The following is a 19,386-nucleotide window of genomic DNA, read 5'->3' as shown; positions in this document are numbered from 1 at the left end:
TACCTTCATTTCATTATACAAACTCAAGTCATTCTCAGCTTGACTGGGAATCTAGCTTATAATTTCATATAAACTAGACCCTGAATCAAGTTCAGGGTGACTTGAGTTTTGAAGTTATCTTAGTTTTAATTTACCGTGATTTCATTGAGGCAATTATATCTAAGATAAGTTAAGTGATGTATAATTGCACATGATTTTTGGAAAAATAGAATACCTCAACCTCTTACCATTTCATATATTTATGAAACGCTATACAAGATCAAACCAGCAAAAACTCTCTATGGAATACAAAAAAAATGTTCCAGCAAAAATCAATAATGATTTTTTAAACAAAAGAGTAGATGCTGCGTTTATCTCTAGTATCACCGCAAAAAACTCAGCTTCTGTCAATCTTGGTATCATCGCTAAAAAAGAAGTCAATAGCGTTATAGTCATTCCTTCAAAAGATACAAAAAAAGATGCAGAATCAGCCTCTTCAAATGTTCTTGCAAGCCTTTTAAATCTTCAAGGAGAAGTTCTTATAGGAGATAAAGCCTTACGATATGCGCTAAAAAACAAGGACTACATAGATTTAGCAAAAAGATGGAATGAAAAATACCACTTACCCTTTGTTTTTGCAGTGCTTTGTTATCATCAAAACAAAAAAAGATATAAAAATATAGAAAAAGAGTTTCTCAAACGCAGTATAAAAATTCCTCAGTATCTTTTAGAAAAAGCTTCTAAAAGAACACATATACAAAAGCAAGATATTTTAGATTATCTCACACTTATCTCTTACGATTTAGACTCCAAGGCCAAAGCTGGCCTCAAGAAGTTCTACAAAGAAGCAAAAAAAATTTAGGCTTTTGCGTCTAAATGATCAGCTAGTTTTTGTAGTTTTATTTTGTATGCATCGATATCAAAATCCTTCACACGTGCAACACCATCATCTATAGCAGCCTGAGCAACCGCAGAAGCAACCCAAACTAAAACCCTTCTATCAAATGGAGAAGGAATAATATACTCCCGTCCAAAGCTCATATCTTCTCTGTTATGTGCTGTTTTTACCCGCTGAGGAACATCTTCTTTGGCTAGAGCAGCTAAAGCACGTGCAGCTGCAAGTTTCATATTTTCAGTAATTTTTGTCGCTCTTGCATCAAGTGCCCCACGAAAAATCTGAGGGAAACCAAGAACGTTATTTACTTGGTTCGTATAATCACTTCTTCCTGTTCCGATGATAATATCGGCTCTTGCAAGTTTTGCAACATCAGGCGTAATTTCAGGGTTTGGATTTGCACAAGCAAAAATGATAGGATTAGTATCAGACATACTTTTTACCATTTCGGGTGTAATCAAATCAGGTTTAGAAAGCCCAAGCACCATATCCGCATTTTTCATTGCATCTTCAAGACTTCTATCTTCTGTCTCAAGCGCAAACAGTTTTTTGTATTTGTTCAAGTCATCTCTACCGCTATGGATGACACCTCTAGAGTCAAGCATAGTAATCTTCTCTACCCCAAGATTTTTATACATATTTCCACAAGCTATCCCTGCAGCCCCAGCCCCAATGATAACAACTTTAAGATCTTTAGCTTCTTTGCCACTCATCTCTATAACATTCATAAGCCCAGCAGTGGTTATCACCGCTGTACCATGTTGGTCATCATGAAACACAGGTACATTACAGATGGCTTTTAAACGCTCTTCTATCTCAAAACATCTTGGTGCAGAAATATCTTCAAGGTTGATACCACCAAAGCTATCAGACATCGCTGCTACGATATTGATAATCTCTTCACTACTTTTTGTATTTAGCTCAATATCAACAGCATCAACATTTGCAAATGATTTAAAAAGTACGCCCTTACCTTCCATCACAGGCTTGCCTGCTAAAGCACCAATATCTCCAAGACCAAGCACTGCTGTTCCATCACTCACAACGGCTACAAGGTTTCCTTTGTTCGTATATTCGTATGCTAATTCAGGATTTTTTTCGATCTCTAAACAAGGGTAAGCAACTCCAGGACTATAAGCCATAGATAACTCTGTTGCAGTTTTACATGGTTTAGTAAGTAATGTTCCCGTTTTTCCGTTGGTATCAAATTCGTTTTTGGCTCTATGATATTCTAATGATTCATTTTTAAATGATGATGATTCCGACATAATACTATTTCCTTATTATTTTTATAACTAAATTATATACTAATTGACTAAACATAAGATAACTTCAAAACGTAAGTCACCATGAACTTAAGTCACCCTGAACTTGATTCAGGGTCTAGTTTATATGAAATTATAAGCTAGATTCCCAGTCAAGCTGAGAATGACTTACGCGTTTTGATTTACCGTAGTTTAGAGTTTATGAAGGAACAAAACACAATTTCCTGCTCTATTATAATAAATACCCATAGAATTACTACGTGAGATGAAAACACCCCGACCATTAAATTTTTGTGAATTACGAAATATTTCACTTAAAATTTGGGTATCAAACCCTTTACCCTCATCAAAAATTTGCGTAACAATATAGTTAGCATCAGATGCATCAAGTTTATATACTTTGACTTTTATTGTTTTATCACAACTTTTCTGTAGTTCTTGTAATCTCTCAAAATAGTTGTCATTTTCAAGCAATAGATGTTTTTCATGTGAACTCAGACCTAAATTACCATGCTCATAAGCATTCATAAAAAGCTCACTAAATACTACGGAAGCAGTGCTAATAAGATCTTTTTTAGCATTCACACTCTGCCATATTTCACTATACCATTGACTTGCTCTATCTACATCCTCTAGAGTCGAGTTAAAACTTCTTTGAGTGAGTAAATTTGCCGAGTCTAAACAAAGTGTATTGATAAAAATCAAAGTTAAGTCATCTTCTTGTTTAGCTATTTTTGATAATATTTTCTCTTTTATCTCCTCACGAGTAAAAGAGTTTTTAAAATCTTCTTCCACTTTGTCAGCATAGGTTCCACCTTCTACTAAAGAGTTTTCCACTATACCGTCACTATAAAAAAGAAACTTATGGATATCACTCACATCAATAAATGCTGTTTTATACTCTTGTTGCCATTTACTCAAAGGAGGATTGTTCGATGCAATGCGTACAATATTGCCCAATTTATCTTCAAGTAAAAACACTGGCATAGAAAATTTTGCATACTCCAATGTTTTAAAATGAGTATCAAAGAGGATGTAATCAATCGAGAGAGCCTCTTCTTCTAAAAGTATTGGCTTAATAAAGGCGATGGATTCTTCCAGCAAGATGTCAAGACTAAAACTTTCATGCTCTATCATTTTATCTATGATATGATTAACAAAAGTTGTCATTATCATACTTGTTAACGAAGCAGAAAGCCCTTTTCCCATACCATCTACTATCAAGTAAAAAGTTCTGTTTTCATCAACTCTTCTTGCCGTATAGGCATCGCCACTTAAAGTATCAAGTGGTTTATACATAAAGTCAACTAAAGCAATATCTTTATCATCAAGTAACTGATAATAAAAATCATTTCTTAAAATATTTAACTCTTTTTGAAAGGCTAACTCTTCTTGGTACGTATCATAATCAGTTCTCATATACAGCGATACTAAATCTTAAACTTATTCAGTTCTGTTTGCATTGTTTTTGCATCATGCGAAAGTATTTCTACAGCACCTTGTACTTCTTCTCTTAAAGAGCTATTTTTTTCTGAAATTTCAACAACTTCATCAACTGCTATTATCATATCTTTTGTTTTTGTTGCTATGTAAATGCTCTCATGCATCACTTTAACAGATTTTTTCTTCGTCACACTCAGTTTTTCTTTTGTCTCATTTGATGATTCGATAAGTTCCTGAGCAGACTCTGAAATATGTAACATGCTACTAGAAGTTCTATCTGTCTCTTCAGAAATTTCTACAACATTTTGTGTAATGAGATTTACATTTGCGCTTATTTCACTCAAAGATTTTTGTGTTCTCTCTGCAAGTTTTCTTACCTCATCCGCTACAACAGCAAAACCACGTCCATGCTCACCTGCACGTGCAGCTTCTATTGCTGCGTTTAGAGCAAGAAGATTTGTCTGATCTGCTATATCTGCTATAATTGCCAAGACCTCTTTAATATTTTTTGCCTGTTCTGTCAATGATGCAACCTTGTTCACTAACTCTTCTTGTTCTTGTCTTCCATTTTCAATTGAATACACAACATCGTGAAGTTTTTCAACAAATCCATCTAAAACCTTAAATGTAACTTCAAGGTCTTCTGTCACACTTATAGTTGCCTCTTCTACATTGTCAAGCTTTCCTCCGACTTCTAAAACTAGCGTATTAATCCCCTTAATCTGCTCTTCTTCTTTTTGTGAGTTCTGGGCTAATGACTCAACTACACTATTGAGCTTCAGACTCTCACTTGATGTTCTTGCTGCTACATCTTGAGCATTGTATACTGTCTCTTTAAACGCAGTTACCATTATATGTAAGGCTCTTGATATTTGAGAAATCTCATCATTTCCTTCAACAATGACATTGCAAGAGAGGTCAAGGTCACTTGAGACACATTGAATCTTTTGTAATGATTCTTGCACACTTCTGTTTATGCCCTTGCTGATAAGTAAAATAATCACAAATATCATAATAGTAAATGCAATATAAGCGATGAGGATAATAGTCGTTTTTGTTTTTGATGTAGAGATAATCTCATCAAGAAGTTTAGTATTGTTTTTTGCTAAACCATCATCAACTTGTTTGAGTAAATTTATTTTTTTTGTGATAGTTTTAAACCATACTTCACTATCTACACCAAACTTACCCTCTTTTGCTTTTGCTATCGCTCTCATTTTGTTGACCTCAGCTACTACTGGGGAGTTCATCGTATCTTTATAGAGTTTTTTTGACTCAGGCGTTGCCATAGCCACAAAAGCATCCATATAGGCATCTTGCTGCGCAAGTAAAGTGATAAATTTTGCAAACATACCATCCGCAAAGCTATCTGCTGCAAAAGTTCCACTCAGCACTGCTCGCTCTATCCCTGCTCTCTCTTTTGATTTTAAAAAGTTTGTATATGCATCGAGTGCTTTTACAAGTGCTGGCGTATTTGCTAGTTTTGCGGTCAATGCTACAATATTGAGAATTTTTGTATTTGCACTCGTATAGTACTTCACTTCATCTTTTACACTTATGTGCAAATTATCTACTGCAGAGCGTACTTTATCAAGCCGAGAGAGATTACTTTTGAGAGATGCTATTTCAGCTTGTAACTCTTTAGAAAAATTTTCTTTATTTAAAGAACCTTCATAAACTAAAAAATCTTTATAACGCTGGTTCGTTAACACTCTTTGCTTTTGCAGTATTGCTCCAAATTTTTCACCTTTAGAAGCTAAAAATCCAGCAGAAGCACCCCTCTCTTTTTGTGTTTCATGGATTAGAAGACTCAACTTTTGAGAAAGTGTATTTAAGTCTTGTACTTTGCTGAGATTGCTGTTTTGTTCTACTGCTTTTATCACAGTAAGGGCAATAATTATCAATGAAAATGAAACTACAATTGCTATAATTAGATTTAATTTTGCTTTGATGCTCATCACTTAAACCTTTTTCACCTTAAAGAGTGTTGTTAAATTTAAGTCATCAAAAAGCTCTTTTAGTTGTGCATTTCCTACATCTATAGAAATATCTACTCCATCTTTAAGTACGAGTTTGTTAAGGTAGCCTATGACAGATGATATTATAGAAATCGAGTCTGTAATTTTAATTTTTATATTTTTGTTTGTTGTTGCGAGCGCATCTATAGCCTCTTTAATAGCTTGATGGTCAGAGAGATTTTTTATATTACCCTTAATTGTAACAACATTAGAAGATGTAGATAGTTCCATATTTGAATTCCTGTATATTAATATAATATCTGATTGTATCTAAAGTTTTTTTATTTTTTAATGATTTTCAACCACTCTTGCATTTTTTTCTCATATCCTATCGTTTTTAACTTTACAAATTTGAATGGTTTTTCAAGGTACTCTTGTTCTACATAACCACCAAAGTCATGTGGATAGAGATAGCCTTCATTTTGCTGTGTTATGCTTTTTGGGATATTTAGAATATTGCCATCTTTTACGCTTTGAAGTGCTTTGTTTATTGCTAAATACGCTGCGTTTGATTTTGGTGATGCACAGAGATAGATAACGGCTTGTGCTAAAATAATCCTTGCCTCAGGATAGCCTATCTTACTAACAGATGTTAGTGTAGAAGTTGTTAGTGTGAGTGCTTGAGGATTTGCATTTCCAACATCTTCACTTGCGAGTATGACTAATCTACGTGCAATAAAATCTGCACTCTCACCACCGTCAATAAGTCGTGCAAGATAGTAAATAGCAGCATCAGCATCCGAACCACGAATAGACTTAATAAGTGCAGAAGTCAAATCATAATGCACACCAGCTTCACTGCTTCCAGCTTGGAGTGCATTTGGACGTAAAGACTTTAAAAGTTCTAAAGTTAGCTTACTTTGGACATTCAAAGCAAACTCTAAAAGCTTTAACATAGCTCTTGCATCACCACCACTACTTACAACAAGATACTCTTTTGCATCTGCATCTATTTCTATATTTACAGATTCCATTGCTGTGTTGAGTAATTTTTCAAGAGCGCTATTCGTAATGGTTTTGAGCTCAAAAAGCATAGAGCGTGAACGCATAGCAGAGGTAAGTGAGAAAAAAGGATTTTCTGTTGAAGCACCAATAACTAACACCGAGTTGTTTTCCATAACAGGTAGTAAAACTTCTTGCTGGTTTTTTGAGAGGCGGTGCACTTCATCGATAAATATCAAAGGCTTCTGCAGTGCATTTTTGTACTGCTCAAATATCTTTCGGAGTTGTTCTACTTTGAGCGATGTTGCATTGAGTTCATAAAAGGGAAGTTGCATCACTTTAGCTATAACACGGGATAGGGAAGTTTTACCCACTCCTGCAGGACCATAAAAAAAGCTATGCCCAAGTGCTTCTTTTTCACATAAGATACGCAGTGGTGCATCAAACGCAGTTAAATGCTCTTGCCCGATGATGTCATCAAACGCAGTAGGACGAAGCAAGTGAGTAAAATCCACGTTTTATTCTTCTTCTGTAGTGTTTCTTTTTTTCTCTTTGGCTCTTTTTTTCTCTTCTTTTAAAAATTTATACAAAGCAGAGTATTCACTTCTTGTTAAATATCTTGTTTTTCCTGTTGGCAGGTTATTGAGTTCTATTTCTGCAAAACTCACACGTTTTAAGTCAGCCACTTCAGCACCAAAATGTGCAAAGAAACGACGAAGCTCACGGTTTTTCCCTTCTTTGAGTGCCACTTTGAGTATCGAGTAGTTTGGCTGATTTTTTTGAATTTTATAGCCGATAAATGGCTTAATATCCATAGAGGTAATTTTAGAGTGAGAGTGAGCACCGGCGCTTGCATCTGCAAGGAAAATACCATTGAGCATCGCATCTTCCATATCTGGTGTTACTTCCCCTTTGATTTTAAGCTTATAAATTCTCTCCAAATCAGACTCCATCAAAGAAGTTGCAACATGGGAAGCATCTGTTAAAAGAAGCAAACCCTCACTCGCAAAGTCAAGACGTCCAACGGGGATAAAATGTTTAAACTCTTTACTTAAAGTATCATAAATCGTTTTACGCCCTTTAGGATCAGATTTTGTTACAAGCTCACCCTTTGGTTTGTTGTAAACGATAACCGTATATTTTTCTTGTGGAGAGACTTGTTTTCCGCTTATGTAGACAATATCTATTCCCTCTTGTACCTGCGTAGCAGGATTTTCTTCTATCTCTCCATTTACACGGACATAACCATCTTGTATAGCCTTGTCTGCTTCTCTTCTAGAGTAAGTTGAGTAGTGTGCTATGTATTTATTTAATCGCATCATTGTTTATGATATTCCTTTTTCAATTAGCGTATGAATATGTAATACGCCTTGTATTTTTTCCTCTTTATCTGTAACGACAAGAAGTTGAATTTTTTTATTTTCTATTAAAACAAGTGCGTCACTCGCAAGCATCTCTTCATCATCTATAGTCATAGGGTTTAATGTTGCATATTTTAAGACATCTGCTTCGAGTGAAAAATCTTCACTGAGTAAAGCACGACGAACATCTCCATCACTCATAAGTGCAATGAGTCGCCCCTCTTTATCTGAAATAAGCACCGTTCCAAGACGTCCTTCACTGATTGCAAGAATGGCATCTTTGACTTTTGCATCTTCATGTAAAATTGGCAAGTTCTCTTTTTGCATCAAATTGCTTACTTTTATAAAGAGTTTTTTACCTAAAGCACCACCAGGGTGAAAAGATGCAAAATCACTCTTTTGAAAATCTCTCGCTTTCATCAAACAAACCGCCAAAGCATCACCTAAAGCTAATGTCAGTGTTGTTGAACTTGTCGGTGCGATATTAAGTGGGCAAGCCTCTTTTTCTACGACTACATCGATCACTAAGTCACTATATTGACCAAGTGTAGAGTTTTTGTCTCGTGTCATTCCTATCAAAGGAATCCCAAAACGCTTGATATGCGGTAAAATTGAGCTCAGTTCTTCGCTTTCACCCGAGTAACTTATAGCAATTACCACATCATCTTTGCCTATCATTCCTAGGTCACCATGAAGTGCTTCTGTCGGATGAAGAAAAAAGCTCGGTGTACCAGTAGAAGCAAAAGTTGCCGCCATTTTAGCCCCAATAAGACCACTTTTTCCAACACCACTGACAACGAGTTTGCCTTTGCAGTTAAGTATAATCTCCACCGCTTTATCAAATTCATCACCAATATTTTTCGCAGCATCAGCTAAGGTTTGTGCTTCAATATTTAACGTTTCTTGCGCAATTGTTTTATAATTCATAGCCTAATTATACCTTTTTTAACATCAAGAAGATATAATGTTACAAAATAAGTAAGAGACCATAAATAGCTTCCAAGTCAATGATAAGAGAAGCCATAAGATGCAAGGCGAAAATACGAAGGAGCTACTAGTAGCTTCAAGTGTTTTTAACGCAGTAGCTTGTGGCTTCTCTTATCACCCGTAGGGCAACATTTAAAAGGCTCATCTTCTGCGTTAAACTTTCGTCAACGATGCTCGGCATCGCCAACAAAAGTTTGCCTTGAATCTAAACCTTTTAAATGTTGTTGACTGGGAAATTATTTATGGTCTCTTACTTAATGATTTTATGAGGAAGACGAATGAGAAATATTATTGGTAAATATATGGATACAATTGATGCTTTAAAATTAGAGGAAAGGATTTTACATCACAATACTCTAATTTTGGGTGAAGAAGGTTCAGGGAAAACGAACTTAGCATGCAGAATTAGAAACTTTGTTATCGACAGTGAAGTGCCTACATTTTATATGGATTTTGCAAACTCAAATGAAGAGGATGTGGAGTTAAGATATAAAGACGAACACTTTAACTACATTCGTTTTGATGAGACAGCAGAGTTTGAAGCTGCGTTTGATGAACTAGTAGCACAGAGAAAGCACATCTATCTTGCAGTAAACCCTACATTCTTTTCAAACAAAAGAGATGAAAAAAGTAAACTATCCCAAATTATTGCACAACAAGTTTTACTTGATAACTACTACTACTTTTTTCACGATATTGAGAACCTTAATGGTTTTTACACAAAATTTGAAGACTTTTTACTCTATATGTTAAGCTTTGTCAATCTTCAAAAATATGGTTTTACATTTTTGGCACAACCACATCCAACATTTGAAAACCCACACCTCAAGCTACTGTTCTCTTTCTTGTTTGTAGGTAAATGTTCTAATGCCAATTATTTCAATACAGCTACACTCAAGACACTACAGAAAAACAAATTTTATTATCAATACAGAACTGATTATCCTACACTTTTATTTAATGATATTAAAAGTAGCATGGTTAAAATCAACGAGTACGATCCTGAGCTGTAACTATGCAAAAGCTATTTGATGAAGTTTCCTCCCTTGATACAAGGTGTTACAGCAAATTTCATTTAAGTGAAGATTTACTTATGGAGCATGCCGCACAAGGCATGGCCTCTTTCATCAAAGGCAATTTTTCAAATAATGAAAAAGTTATCATTGTAGTTGGTAGTGGAAACAATGGTGCTGATGGCATAGCCCTTGCAAGACTCCTTCACAAAACTTTTGAGGTTTACCTTTATTTTGTCAAAAAGCCAAGATCACAAATGGCTCTTTTACAAGAAAAAAGAGCTAGCGCTCTAAATATTCCAAGTATAGATGAACTACAAGAATGTGACATTCTTGTCGATGCCATAGTAGGTACAGGCTTTCAAGGTGAATTTTCACCCGAGCTAAACGCAGTACTACAGACTCTAAACGCAGCCAAAGCATATAAAATTGCCTGCGATGTTCCAAGTGGACTCAAACAAAACGGACAATGTGCACAGACAACATTTGAAGCTGATATCTCGCTCACTATGGGTGCTCTCAAAAAATCAATGTTTTTAGATGAAGCAAAAGATTTTGTAGGGAAAATTGAAGTGATAGAGCTTGGAATCGCACGTGAGATATATGAAGTGCCTACAAACTGGCAGCTTTTAGACTTGAATGATCTAGCACTTCCATTACGTAAAAAAAAGAATGCACATAAAGGCTCTTTTGGCCATCTAGGCATTGCTTGTGGTGAAAAGTCTGGTGCTGCCATCATGAGCGCACTAACAGCTTTAAAATTTGGTGCAGGACTTGTCACTTTAGTAGGCTTTGAAAATGAACAAACACTAGCCCTTCCTTACACTTTAATGTATGCACATAAACTTCCAAAAAACACTACTGCTATAGCTTGTGGCATGGGTCTAGGCCTTGAGTTTAGTGATACAGAACTAGAAACACTCTTTGACAACACACTTCCCTTAGTTTTAGATGCAGATATATTTTATATGCCAATAATACATACACTTCTCAAACGCAGTAATATCGTTCTTACTCCCCACCCAAAAGAGTTTGTTCTCCTTTTAAACGCAGTAAACTTAGCAAATATCACGGTCAAAGAACTACAAGAAAATCGCTTTAAATATGTAGAACTTTTTTGTCAAACTTATCCAAATGCAGTATTGCTTTTAAAAGGAGCAAATGTAATCATAGGAGAAGATAAAAAGTTTTATATCAATCCTCATGGTAGTTCCAAACTTGCAAAAGGTGGGAGTGGTGATGTTCTTAGTGGACTTATAGGCGCACTTTTAGCACAGGGATATTCAGCACTAAACGCAGCACTTCATGCTTCTCTTGCACATACAAAATTGGCACAAATCTACACTGGTACTGATTTTTCTCTTACACCTCGTGATTTAATCGAAGGTATTGGAAAGTTATAAGATAGCTTATGATATAAATCAGTAATTAATAAATATAGGAAATACTTTAATGGATAATATACTAAAAATTGGAAAATATGAACTCGGTTCACGTCTTATTGTTGGAAGTGGAAAATATGACTCATTTGAGATGACAAAAGAAGCAACACTTGCAAGTGGAAGTGAACTTATCACTGTTGCAGTTAGACGTTTAAATATTACAGACCCTGACAAAGAAAATCTTCGTGATACTTTTGCTGGAACAAATGTAAAATTTTTACCAAACTCTGCTGGATGTGTAACAGCTGAAGAAGCAATAACAACATTTCGTTTAACACGTGAAGCAACTGGTATTGACTTAATCAAGCTGGAAGTTATCGGTGACACAAAAAAAACGCTTTATCCTGATGTTTTAGAGACTATCAAAGCTTGTGAAATTCTCTCTAAAGAGGGCTTTACAATCATGGCTTACACTTCAGATGATCCGATTATGGCAAAACGTTTAGAAGATGCTGGTGCAAATGCTATCATGCCTCTTGCTGCGCCTATTGGAAGTGGACTTGGAATTCAAAACCCATACAATGTTGCCTTTATTAAAGATGCTGTAAATGTACCGGTAATTGTTGATGCGGGAATCGGTTGTGCAAGTGATGCAGCTTATGCAATGGAGTTAGGTGCTGAGGGTGTTTTAACCAACACTGCAATCGCTCAAGCACAAAACCCTATGCTTATGGCAGAGGCGATGAAACATGCTGTTCAAGCTGGTCGCATGAGTTATCTTGCAGGAAGAATTGCTAAACGTCCTTATGCTACTGCATCAAGTCCTGTTGATGGACTTATCCAGTTCTAAATCAGCTCTCAAACTTTGAGGAGAGTTGGGTCATCAAAAGTAGTTGACCCATTCCCTCAAAAAACTTCTCTATTCCCATCTCTTTGGCATTTACAGATTTTTTTAATGCTGTAACGAATACTAACTTTAACTCTTCAGAAGCCTGCATATATGTCTCTATGATATACTCAAAAGAGAGTGAATGCACTGTGCCATTGACATCAAAGTCTATACTCGAAATCGGATTAATCCCTTGAGCCTTTAAAAGGTCTATACACTCTTGTTTTAAATTTTTCATTTATAAGACTCCCATAAGAGAGAGCATAACTACAAACATTGCCACCGGAGTAATGTAGCGAAGTGAAAAGTACCACGGTTGAAATGCCCATTTTAGTTGGGGTTTCATAACTGCTTCAACCTCAGAACGTGGGATAACAAAACCTACAAATACTGCCATTAAAAAGCCACCAATAGGTAACATAACAGCAGCCGTAAAGTAATCAACCCAATCAAAAAAGTTTTTTCCACCCCAAGTAAGAAACTCTTTTGCTCCATCAATATTAGAAAGAATAGCCACTATTCCAAAGAGCCAAAAGAATGTTCCCATGGAGACAGTTGCTTTGAGTCTACTCCAGCCAAAACGGTCTATAAAGTACTGTACCATAGGTTCAACTAAAGAAACAGATGATGTCAGCCCAGCAAAAGCAAGCGCTATAAAAAATAAAACAGCAAAGATATTTCCGATAATCCCCATCTCATAGAATGCCGCTGGGAGTGAGATGAAGACTAAGCCCGGTCCTTTTGCAGGACCTGATCCATATTGATATAAAAATGTAAACAACATTAAACCAGCGACTATAGCTATAGTAGTGTCTAAAAAAACAACCCAAAAAGCACTTTTGACTATATTGGCTTCTTTATCTAGTGAAGCGGCGTACGTCATAATCGCCCCCATACCAAGACTAAGCGTAAAAAAAGCATGCCCAACTGCTGTAACAAAAGCATCAGCATCTATTTTTGACCAATCAGGAGAGAACATAAAAGAGACTGCTTGTCCAAAAGCATCAAGTGTCGTCGCATAAATAAACATAGCAGCCAAAATAATCATCAAGGCAGGCATCAAATACATATTTAGCTTTTCAATTCCACCTTTTAAACCTTTGTGTAAAACATATATAATACCAATAAATGAAAGTGTATGGTAGAAAAATTGTGTCCAAAAGCTTGTGTGCAACATTGCTGTAAAAATTTCTTCTGATTCTTTTACACTCGCAGGTAGATACGATAATGAGGTAACAATATAGTTAAATATCCAGCCTATCACAACAGAGTAAAAGATCATGATAAATAGACCTGCTAGTCCTTGAAAACCCGCGAGTTTCCACAAATGCTTATGTTTTGGGGCAAGCTTTTCAAAACAAGTCACTGTATCACGGCGACCCAAATACCCAATAAGCATTTCTGCTATCATTATGGAAAATCCAATAAGCAACACGGTAAACAGGTAAACTAAAACAAAAGCTCCTCCACCATATTCACCTGCTATGTAAGGAAATTTCCAGATATTACCAAGCCCAACAGCACTTCCTGCTGCTGCTAATATAAAACCAATTCTACTAAATCTAGCTATTTTCATATTTCACTTTCTGTGTTAAATTACGCTTATTATACTTAAAAAATAAAAATATATAAAAGAATTTACAAATACTATTGACATTTTCTATATTATTGACTATAATTCCGGCTCATTAATCAGCACTTGTGTTTGATTATTGTGTAGGTCGGGGTGTAGCTCAGTATGGTTAGAGTACCTGGTTTGGGACCAGGGGGCCGAAGGTTCGAGTCCTTTCACCCCGACCACTTTTCAAATTACTATGTTTATATTCAAGACTTATATATGGTGGGATTAGCTCAGCTGGTTAGAGCACTGGTTTGTGGTGCCGGGGGTCGCGGGTTCGAATCCCGTATCCCACCCCATAATTTACAAAATATAAACTTAATAACAATAATAACTAATATGTAGTAGCGTCCGTGGCTCAACTGGATAGAGTTTCGGATTTCGGCTCCGAGGGTTATAGGTTCGAATCCTATCGGGCGTACCACTCTTTGCCTCCTTAGCTCAGCTGGATAGAGCAACGCCCTTCTAAGGCGTAGGCCACACGTTCGAATCGTGTAGGGGGTACCACTAATAGAAATATTATGTTATCGTGTCAGAAGTGACATAAAAAACTTATTCCACGCGGATGTGGTGAAATTGGTAGACACGCCAGACTTAGGATCTGGTGCCGCAAGGTGTGAAGGTTCAAGTCCTTTCATCCGCACCACTATACAGAAAACAAACTTTCATAACTCATACTTTCAAAAACTATTCTAATACAAAACAAAGGAACTAATATGTTAATTGATTACAAAGATACTAAGTTTCAAGAAAATTACAAACTCATGGCACAGACCATCATCCCCCGCCCTATTGCCTGGGTTATAACCCAAAACAATGGTATCACAAATATCGCTCCCTTTAGCTACTTTATGGGGCTCTCATCAAACCCTCCGACCATGATTATCTCAGTGGGACACAAATCAGATGGCAGCGAAAAAGATACACTTAAAAATATCAGAGAAACAAAAAAATGTACTATTTGTATGGTTAAACCTGAGCATTTAGAACTGATGCACTACTCTTCAAAAGAACTCACAGCAGATCTCAGTGAAGAAAAAGAGTTTCACATTCCTACAAAAGAGGTCGTAGAAGATTTTCCACCAATGATAGAGGGTGTTCCAAGTGCATTTTTTTGTGAGTTTTATCAAGAGGTTGATTTACGAGGGAGTGCAACTATCCCACTTATCATAGAGATCAAACATCAATACATTGCAGATGAAAATATCTCAGATAAAGAGCGACTAACTATAGACTTCGAGCCACTAGCAAGAGTCGGTAAAAGTTACGCACTTTTAGGCGAAGAGATTAATCCTCCAAAAATTCCTTAATACTACTCTATAGTAAGGTTAAGGGCGTGGCTCTCCCCTGCGCACACTATCCTAAAATCTTCTTGCGCATTGGCACTCTCGATACATACAAACTCTCTGTAAGCCTCTTTATCCATGGCACTCATACGAGCGCATTTATCTATCCAAGGATTCCAAACTATAGCTGAAGATGAACCTACTGCGTTTAGATGTAACTCTTTTAGATTATCAGCTAATACTATCTCATTTTTCACATCTTGATAGACTCTATCTACCTCTTTATCAAAAAATATTTCCCCTTTTTGGAGTTCTTCTTTGTTTGTTAAAGTATCAAGATAGGGTTTATCTTCAAGTCCTAAAATTTTGACATTGTTAATCTCTGAAACATTAAAATAAGAGTGCAATGCTTGGGTTATCATAAACTCTTTGTCATCTTTGTTTGTAGTTTTGAGCTCTATCTCTAAAGTATCTCCAATGATAAAGTTCACTTCTAGTTCAAATTTATACTCCCATATCTCCCTACTTTGTGGATTATCTTGAAGTTTAAAAGAAACAACTGTTCTTCCTTCATCTATCTCTTTGGCTCCCAAAAATGTAAAAAGCATTGTTCTTGCAAAACCGTGTGGCGGTAGTGCGCTGTCAAAAGAGCCAAAACGTGGCCAACAAATCGGTACACCGCCACGAATGGCTTTACCCTCCTCAAAATCACTTTTATCACTTAACCATAAAATATCTTCACCATTACTGCGTTTATACTCAAATATATGCGCACCCTGCAGAGCAATCTTTGCTACTGCGTTTAGATTTTGAATTTCTATATACGCAAACCCATTATCAAACTTTTTCAATGTCACCATTATGCTCTCCAACTTTGTAATTTATGCCCTTTAAGTGCATAAAACAAAATAATCAAATAACAGACTATCCCAAGAAGGTAAGCCTCTTGCATATTTTCTGTAATTTGTGCTATTTTCCCAAAAACTAAAGGAATGAGCGCCCCACCTGCTATAGCCATAATGAGCAAGGCACTTGCTTTTGCTGTATGTTTTCCTAAGTCTTTCAAAGCCAAAGGCCAGATAGTCGGCCAAACAAGTGCATTTGCCAAACCTAAGATAGCTACAAATGCAACACTATCAGGGATACCAGTGATGATGTGTGACCCAGTTACCGAGCTAAAGGCAACCCCAAGCAGTAACACTATTCCGCTGAGTGCTGAGAGTATCAAGGCTTTTTCTTGAGACAAATATTTGGGGATAAAAAAGACACCGATAAGATAGCCTAAAACCATAAAACTCATAGTATATGAGGTCAATGCAGTTGCATTTGGCACACCAAGACTTTGAGCATATAGACCGATAGTATCGCCAGCTATGACTTCTATGCCAACATAAAAAAAGAGTGCAACCGCCCCTAAAATTACCCGAGGAAAAGCAAAAATATTTGAAGTATCATAAACATCATCTTCAAACTTTAGCTCTTCAAGTGAAGAAAATAAAACAAACAAACTCAAAACAAACAAGATAACAGCCATAACAATATAGGGTGTTATAAGTATATGTGCTAGTTTTGTTGTGTCCACAGTTTCGAGTGCATTTGTTGTGCCAATATCTGAGAGTATAAACGCAGTAAAAAGCAGGGGAGCTAAGACTCCCGCACTTTTATTTATAAGGCCCATAATGCTAATACGCATCGCTGCAGACTCTATATCTCCTATGAGTACAATGTAGGGATTTGATGCCGTTTGAAGTATTGTAAGCCCAGTTCCCAGTACAAAAAGAGCACTTAAAAAGATAAAATATTCAGCACGCAAAGCTGCAGGGATAAATAACAAAGCCCCCAAACTCATGACAAACAAACCCAGTGCCATTCCTTTTTTATATCCTGTTTTTTCTAAAAGCATTGCCATAGGAAAAGCCATGACAGTGTAGGCAATGTAAAAAGCAAAAGTCACAAAAAGTGCTTCAAATTCATTTAAATCACAAATGACTTTAAGATACGGAATAAGTGAGCCATTGAGCCAAGTAACAAACCCAAAAATAAAAAATAAAACTCCAATGATAAGCATAGGAATCAAACTTGATTTTTTATCCATGACGTAAACTCTCAAGATACTTTGCTACACCATCTTCATCATTTGTATGCTCTAGAACAATATCTGCTTTTGCTTTGACACCCTCTTGTGCATTTGCAACTGCTACAGAAACATTTGCAAGTTCAAACATACCTATGTCATTAAAGTTATCTCCAAAAACACTCAAACGAGTCAAGTCAAATCCCATCGCTTCACTCACACTTCGTATCCCATGAGATTTGTCCGCATCTTTATGCAGTATGGTCAAAAAGTAGCAGCCCATATATGCTTCAGGAGCCAAGATATACTTGAGCTCCTCTTTAAAAATTGCTTTGATGTTTTTCTCTAACTCGATTAAGATAGCTTCATCAGCCATATAAACAATTTTGAAGTTATCCTCCATCGCGCGCAAATCTTTAAAAACATGGGTATGATCATCATCTGAGTAACGTTTAATGATTTCACTTTGATAACTATTAAGTATGCTCGAGTAGGAAAAAGCTTCATTTAGTTGCGTATCCACCAAAGAGAGAACAAAAGGATAAATTCCAAGCTTTGCACCCTCATCTATGATGACATCCCCTACTTCTTTGTTGATAAACTTTGTGTCAATTATCTTTTTATCCATCGTAGCAATGAGTGCACCATCAAGAAGTATCATAGGAGCATTCACGCTCACACCATCCAAAAACTGTGCAGTTTTTTTGTATGTTCTCGCTGTTGCAATGGATAAAATAGAGTCCTGCGCATACGAGTTCCATATTTTTTTAGTATAATCACTGATAGATAAATCACTCCGTAAAAATGTGTGATCTAGGTCTGTTATGTAAATATTTTTCATAGATGTAGTATATCAAAATTGTGAGGTAAACTTTGAACAAAGCAGTAGTAACAGGTGCAAGCAGCGGCATAGGAAAAGCAATAACAAACAGACTGCTAACGCTTGGGTATGAAGTTATAGGTGTTAGCAGAAGTGTAAAAGATGATGATTTTAATCATGCTAACTTTCATGCAGTTACATGTAACCTTGCAAAAGAAGAAGAGACAATACAGTTATGCCAAAAACTCAAAAAAGAAAACATTTTTATACTCATAAACTGCGCAGGCTTTGGCAGATTTGAGCCACATGAAGCGTTACATGTAAATACCATCACCACTATGACTTTTGTAAACCTTACTGTCCCGATGCTGCTCACAAATGCCCTCTTGCGTTCACTCAAAGAGAATGAAGGCTACCTCATCAACATAAATTCCATAGAAGCACTCAGAGCAAGTAAATTTGCGGCGGTATATAGTGCTACAAAGGCAGGCTTAAAAGCTTTTGGTGATGCACTTTTTGAAGAAACAAGAAAAAGCAGACTCAGTATAACAAACATAAATCCGGATATGACACAAAGCAGTTTTTATGATGAACTGCGTTTTGATGTCAGTCAAAAAGAGGATGAAAAACTACTTGCCTCAGATATTGCCGATGCAGTTGCACATATTTTAACCATGAGAAAAGGGGCAGTTGTAAGTGAATATACACTCAGAAGTCTGCATTTTGGTATTGCCAAAAAGTCTAAGAAATAATGTCAAGTGTATTGGGGGCTTGATTTTGTGTAGAGGCTAAAAAATCTTTATGCTGACGCAACTTTTGTAAAGTCTCTCCTGTTTCATTTTTCATTTGCTGTAAAACTTTGAGCGCTTCTTTTATGAGTGATGCAGCAGACTCCATCTGCTCTTGTGTCTCAAATGTCGGCATTTGGGATACAAGCATATCAATCTCTTGCACATTTTTTTCTATAATGGCGATTTGCAGTTTAGTGTGCCACATTTGTTGTTTCTCTCCAGCCTGCAAGCAGACCTTTAAAGACATTGCTTACCTCATCAATTTTTTCTGTATTATTTTCAATATTGGCATAACTTAATAACTGTATTTGATAATTATAGAGTCCGTCCAAATAGACTGCAATATCCCCCTGCGATTTGTCCAGTACTGCAATAAGTTCTACAATGACTGCAATAGCACGGTTTATCCAATAGACTTTTTTTGTATTGTTTTCATCTAAAATAGCTTTTTTTGCCTGTGCATTAAAACGCAAAACGCCCTCATACATCATCTCTATTAATTTTTCCGGTGATTCTATACTGACATTATTTTGATTATAAATATTATATGCTACATTGCTGTACATCGCAGATTCCTTTTTGTTTTTTTCATTGTTCATTCAACCTATATCGACAAGATTTTG

At 36.2% G+C, this 19,386-nt stretch carries 20 protein-coding genes and 5 tRNA genes; 11 read left to right on the top strand and 14 right to left on the bottom strand.

The features are described 5' to 3' along the window. Positions 1 to 190: 190 nt before the first annotated feature. On the top strand, positions 191 to 841 hold the full coding sequence (locus MV052_RS08735; RefSeq protein WP_297443315.1) for an MqnA/MqnD/SBP family protein: 651 nt from the start codon (positions 191 to 193) through the stop codon (positions 839 to 841). Here MV052_RS08735 and MV052_RS08730 read toward each other — a convergent pair. From MV052_RS08730 to MV052_RS08700, 7 genes are all read right to left on the bottom strand, one after another. Then, positions 838 to 2,142: a malic enzyme-like NAD(P)-binding protein gene (locus MV052_RS08730; protein ID WP_297443312.1), complete on the bottom strand. Its 1,305-nt coding sequence runs from the start codon at positions 2,140 to 2,142 to the stop codon at positions 838 to 840. The genes MV052_RS08735 and MV052_RS08730 overlap by 4 nt on opposite strands. Positions 2,143 to 2,331: 189 nt before the next feature. Beyond that, positions 2,332 to 3,558 carry a PP2C family protein-serine/threonine phosphatase gene (locus tag MV052_RS08725; protein WP_297443309.1) on the bottom strand — a complete coding sequence of 409 codons (1,227 nt, stop codon included), beginning with the start codon at positions 3,556 to 3,558 and terminating at the stop codon, positions 2,332 to 2,334. Between the two features lie 11 nt (positions 3,559 to 3,569). Continuing rightward, positions 3,570 to 5,540, bottom strand: a complete 1,971-nt coding sequence (locus MV052_RS08720) for a methyl-accepting chemotaxis protein (protein ID WP_297443307.1) — start codon at positions 5,538 to 5,540, stop codon at positions 3,570 to 3,572. Between the two features lie 3 nt (positions 5,541 to 5,543). Beyond that, positions 5,544 to 5,831 (bottom strand): hypothetical protein, encoded by a 288-nt coding sequence (locus MV052_RS08715; protein ID WP_297443304.1) that lies wholly within the window; start codon positions 5,829 to 5,831, stop codon positions 5,544 to 5,546. Positions 5,832 to 5,881: 50 nt separating this feature from the next. Beyond that, positions 5,882 to 7,057 (bottom strand): replication-associated recombination protein A, encoded by a 1,176-nt coding sequence (locus MV052_RS08710; RefSeq protein WP_297443301.1) that lies wholly within the window; start codon positions 7,055 to 7,057, stop codon positions 5,882 to 5,884. 3 nt (positions 7,058 to 7,060) lie between these two features. Beyond that, on the bottom strand, positions 7,061 to 7,864 hold the full coding sequence (locus tag MV052_RS08705; RefSeq protein WP_297443299.1) for a pseudouridine synthase: 804 nt from the start codon (positions 7,862 to 7,864) through the stop codon (positions 7,061 to 7,063). Positions 7,865 to 7,867: 3 nt separating this feature from the next. Next, positions 7,868 to 8,830 (bottom strand): KpsF/GutQ family sugar-phosphate isomerase, encoded by a 963-nt coding sequence (locus MV052_RS08700; protein WP_297443297.1) that lies wholly within the window; start codon positions 8,828 to 8,830, stop codon positions 7,868 to 7,870. Positions 8,831 to 9,168: 338 nt separating this feature from the next. On the opposite strand from MV052_RS08700, the gene MV052_RS08695 reads away from it, so the two are divergent. Genes MV052_RS08695 through MV052_RS08685 form a run of 3 tightly spaced genes read left to right on the top strand, consistent with a single transcriptional unit; the run spans position 9,169 to position 12,135 of the window. After that, complete coding sequence (locus MV052_RS08695; RefSeq protein ID WP_297443294.1) at positions 9,169 to 9,903, top strand: ATP-binding protein; 735 nt, start codon at positions 9,169 to 9,171, stop codon at positions 9,901 to 9,903. 2 nt (positions 9,904 to 9,905) lie between these two features. Beyond that, on the top strand, positions 9,906 to 11,306 hold the full coding sequence (locus MV052_RS08690; protein ID WP_297443291.1) for an NAD(P)H-hydrate dehydratase: 1,401 nt from the start codon (positions 9,906 to 9,908) through the stop codon (positions 11,304 to 11,306). A 49-nt stretch (positions 11,307 to 11,355) separates the two neighbouring features. Beyond that, positions 11,356 to 12,135: a thiazole synthase gene (locus tag MV052_RS08685; RefSeq protein WP_297443287.1), complete on the top strand. Its 780-nt coding sequence runs from the start codon at positions 11,356 to 11,358 to the stop codon at positions 12,133 to 12,135. Between the two features lies 1 nt (position 12,136). On the opposite strand, the gene MV052_RS08680 is transcribed toward MV052_RS08685, so the two are convergent. Both MV052_RS08680 and MV052_RS08675 read right to left on the bottom strand, forming a co-directional pair. Beyond that, complete coding sequence (locus MV052_RS08680; RefSeq protein ID WP_297443284.1) at positions 12,137 to 12,412, bottom strand: hypothetical protein; 276 nt, start codon at positions 12,410 to 12,412, stop codon at positions 12,137 to 12,139. Beyond that, positions 12,413 to 13,750: a sodium-dependent transporter gene (locus MV052_RS08675; protein WP_297443281.1), complete on the bottom strand. Its 1,338-nt coding sequence runs from the start codon at positions 13,748 to 13,750 to the stop codon at positions 12,413 to 12,415. Between the two features lie 146 nt (positions 13,751 to 13,896). On the opposite strand from MV052_RS08675, the gene MV052_RS08670 reads away from it, so the two are divergent. The 6 genes from MV052_RS08670 (at position 13,897) to MV052_RS08645 (ending at position 15,102) form a co-directional block, all read left to right on the top strand. Next, a tRNA-Pro gene (locus MV052_RS08670) sits at positions 13,897 to 13,974 on the top strand. Positions 13,975 to 14,014: 40 nt separating this feature from the next. Next, positions 14,015 to 14,091, top strand: a tRNA-His gene (locus MV052_RS08665). Between the two features lie 48 nt (positions 14,092 to 14,139). Next, positions 14,140 to 14,216, top strand: a tRNA-Arg gene (locus MV052_RS08660). A 6-nt stretch (positions 14,217 to 14,222) separates the two neighbouring features. Continuing rightward, positions 14,223 to 14,299, top strand: a tRNA-Arg gene (locus MV052_RS08655). 54 nt (positions 14,300 to 14,353) lie between these two features. Beyond that, positions 14,354 to 14,438 (top strand) — tRNA-Leu (locus MV052_RS08650). 70 nt (positions 14,439 to 14,508) lie between these two features. Continuing rightward, positions 14,509 to 15,102 (top strand): flavin reductase family protein, encoded by a 594-nt coding sequence (locus MV052_RS08645; RefSeq protein WP_297443278.1) that lies wholly within the window; start codon positions 14,509 to 14,511, stop codon positions 15,100 to 15,102. 2 nt (positions 15,103 to 15,104) lie between these two features. On the opposite strand, the gene MV052_RS08640 is transcribed toward MV052_RS08645, so the two are convergent. From MV052_RS08640 to MV052_RS08630, 3 genes are read right to left on the bottom strand one after another with little or no spacing between them, the layout of a single operon-like run. Beyond that, entirely contained in the window at positions 15,105 to 15,938 is an 834-nt protein-coding gene (locus MV052_RS08640; RefSeq protein ID WP_297443275.1) for a D-hexose-6-phosphate mutarotase, read from the bottom strand. After that, positions 15,938 to 17,173: a sugar MFS transporter gene (locus MV052_RS08635; RefSeq protein ID WP_297443271.1), complete on the bottom strand. Its 1,236-nt coding sequence runs from the start codon at positions 17,171 to 17,173 to the stop codon at positions 15,938 to 15,940. The genes MV052_RS08640 and MV052_RS08635 overlap by 1 nt, the downstream gene beginning before the upstream one ends. Continuing rightward, positions 17,166 to 17,993, bottom strand: a complete 828-nt coding sequence (locus MV052_RS08630; RefSeq protein WP_297443269.1) for an HAD-IIB family hydrolase — start codon at positions 17,991 to 17,993, stop codon at positions 17,166 to 17,168. Before MV052_RS08630 ends, MV052_RS08635 begins: the two co-directional genes overlap by 8 nt. A 32-nt stretch (positions 17,994 to 18,025) precedes the next feature. Between MV052_RS08630 and MV052_RS08625 the strand changes: the two genes are divergently transcribed. Further along, positions 18,026 to 18,724: an SDR family NAD(P)-dependent oxidoreductase gene (locus MV052_RS08625; protein WP_297443267.1), complete on the top strand. Its 699-nt coding sequence runs from the start codon at positions 18,026 to 18,028 to the stop codon at positions 18,722 to 18,724. Here the strand turns inward: MV052_RS08625 and MV052_RS08620 are convergent. Both MV052_RS08620 and fliS read right to left on the bottom strand, forming a co-directional pair. Beyond that, positions 18,714 to 18,968 carry a hypothetical protein gene (locus MV052_RS08620; protein WP_297443264.1) on the bottom strand — a complete coding sequence of 85 codons (255 nt, stop codon included), beginning with the start codon at positions 18,966 to 18,968 and terminating at the stop codon, positions 18,714 to 18,716. The two genes, MV052_RS08625 and MV052_RS08620, sit on opposite strands and share 11 nt — an antisense overlap. Then, positions 18,955 to 19,329, bottom strand: a complete 375-nt coding sequence (gene fliS / locus MV052_RS08615; RefSeq protein ID WP_297443261.1) for a flagellar export chaperone FliS — start codon at positions 19,327 to 19,329, stop codon at positions 18,955 to 18,957. Before fliS ends, MV052_RS08620 begins: the two co-directional genes overlap by 14 nt. Positions 19,330 to 19,386 lie beyond the last annotated feature (57 nt).

Origin of the sequence: Sulfurimonas sp., assembly GCF_026988655.1 — a bacterium.
In the GTDB taxonomy this organism is placed as follows: domain Bacteria; phylum Campylobacterota; class Campylobacteria; order Campylobacterales; family Sulfurimonadaceae; genus Sulfurimonas.
Note: the sequence above shows the minus strand (reverse complement) of the source record. Positions and strands in the feature narration are given on the sequence as shown.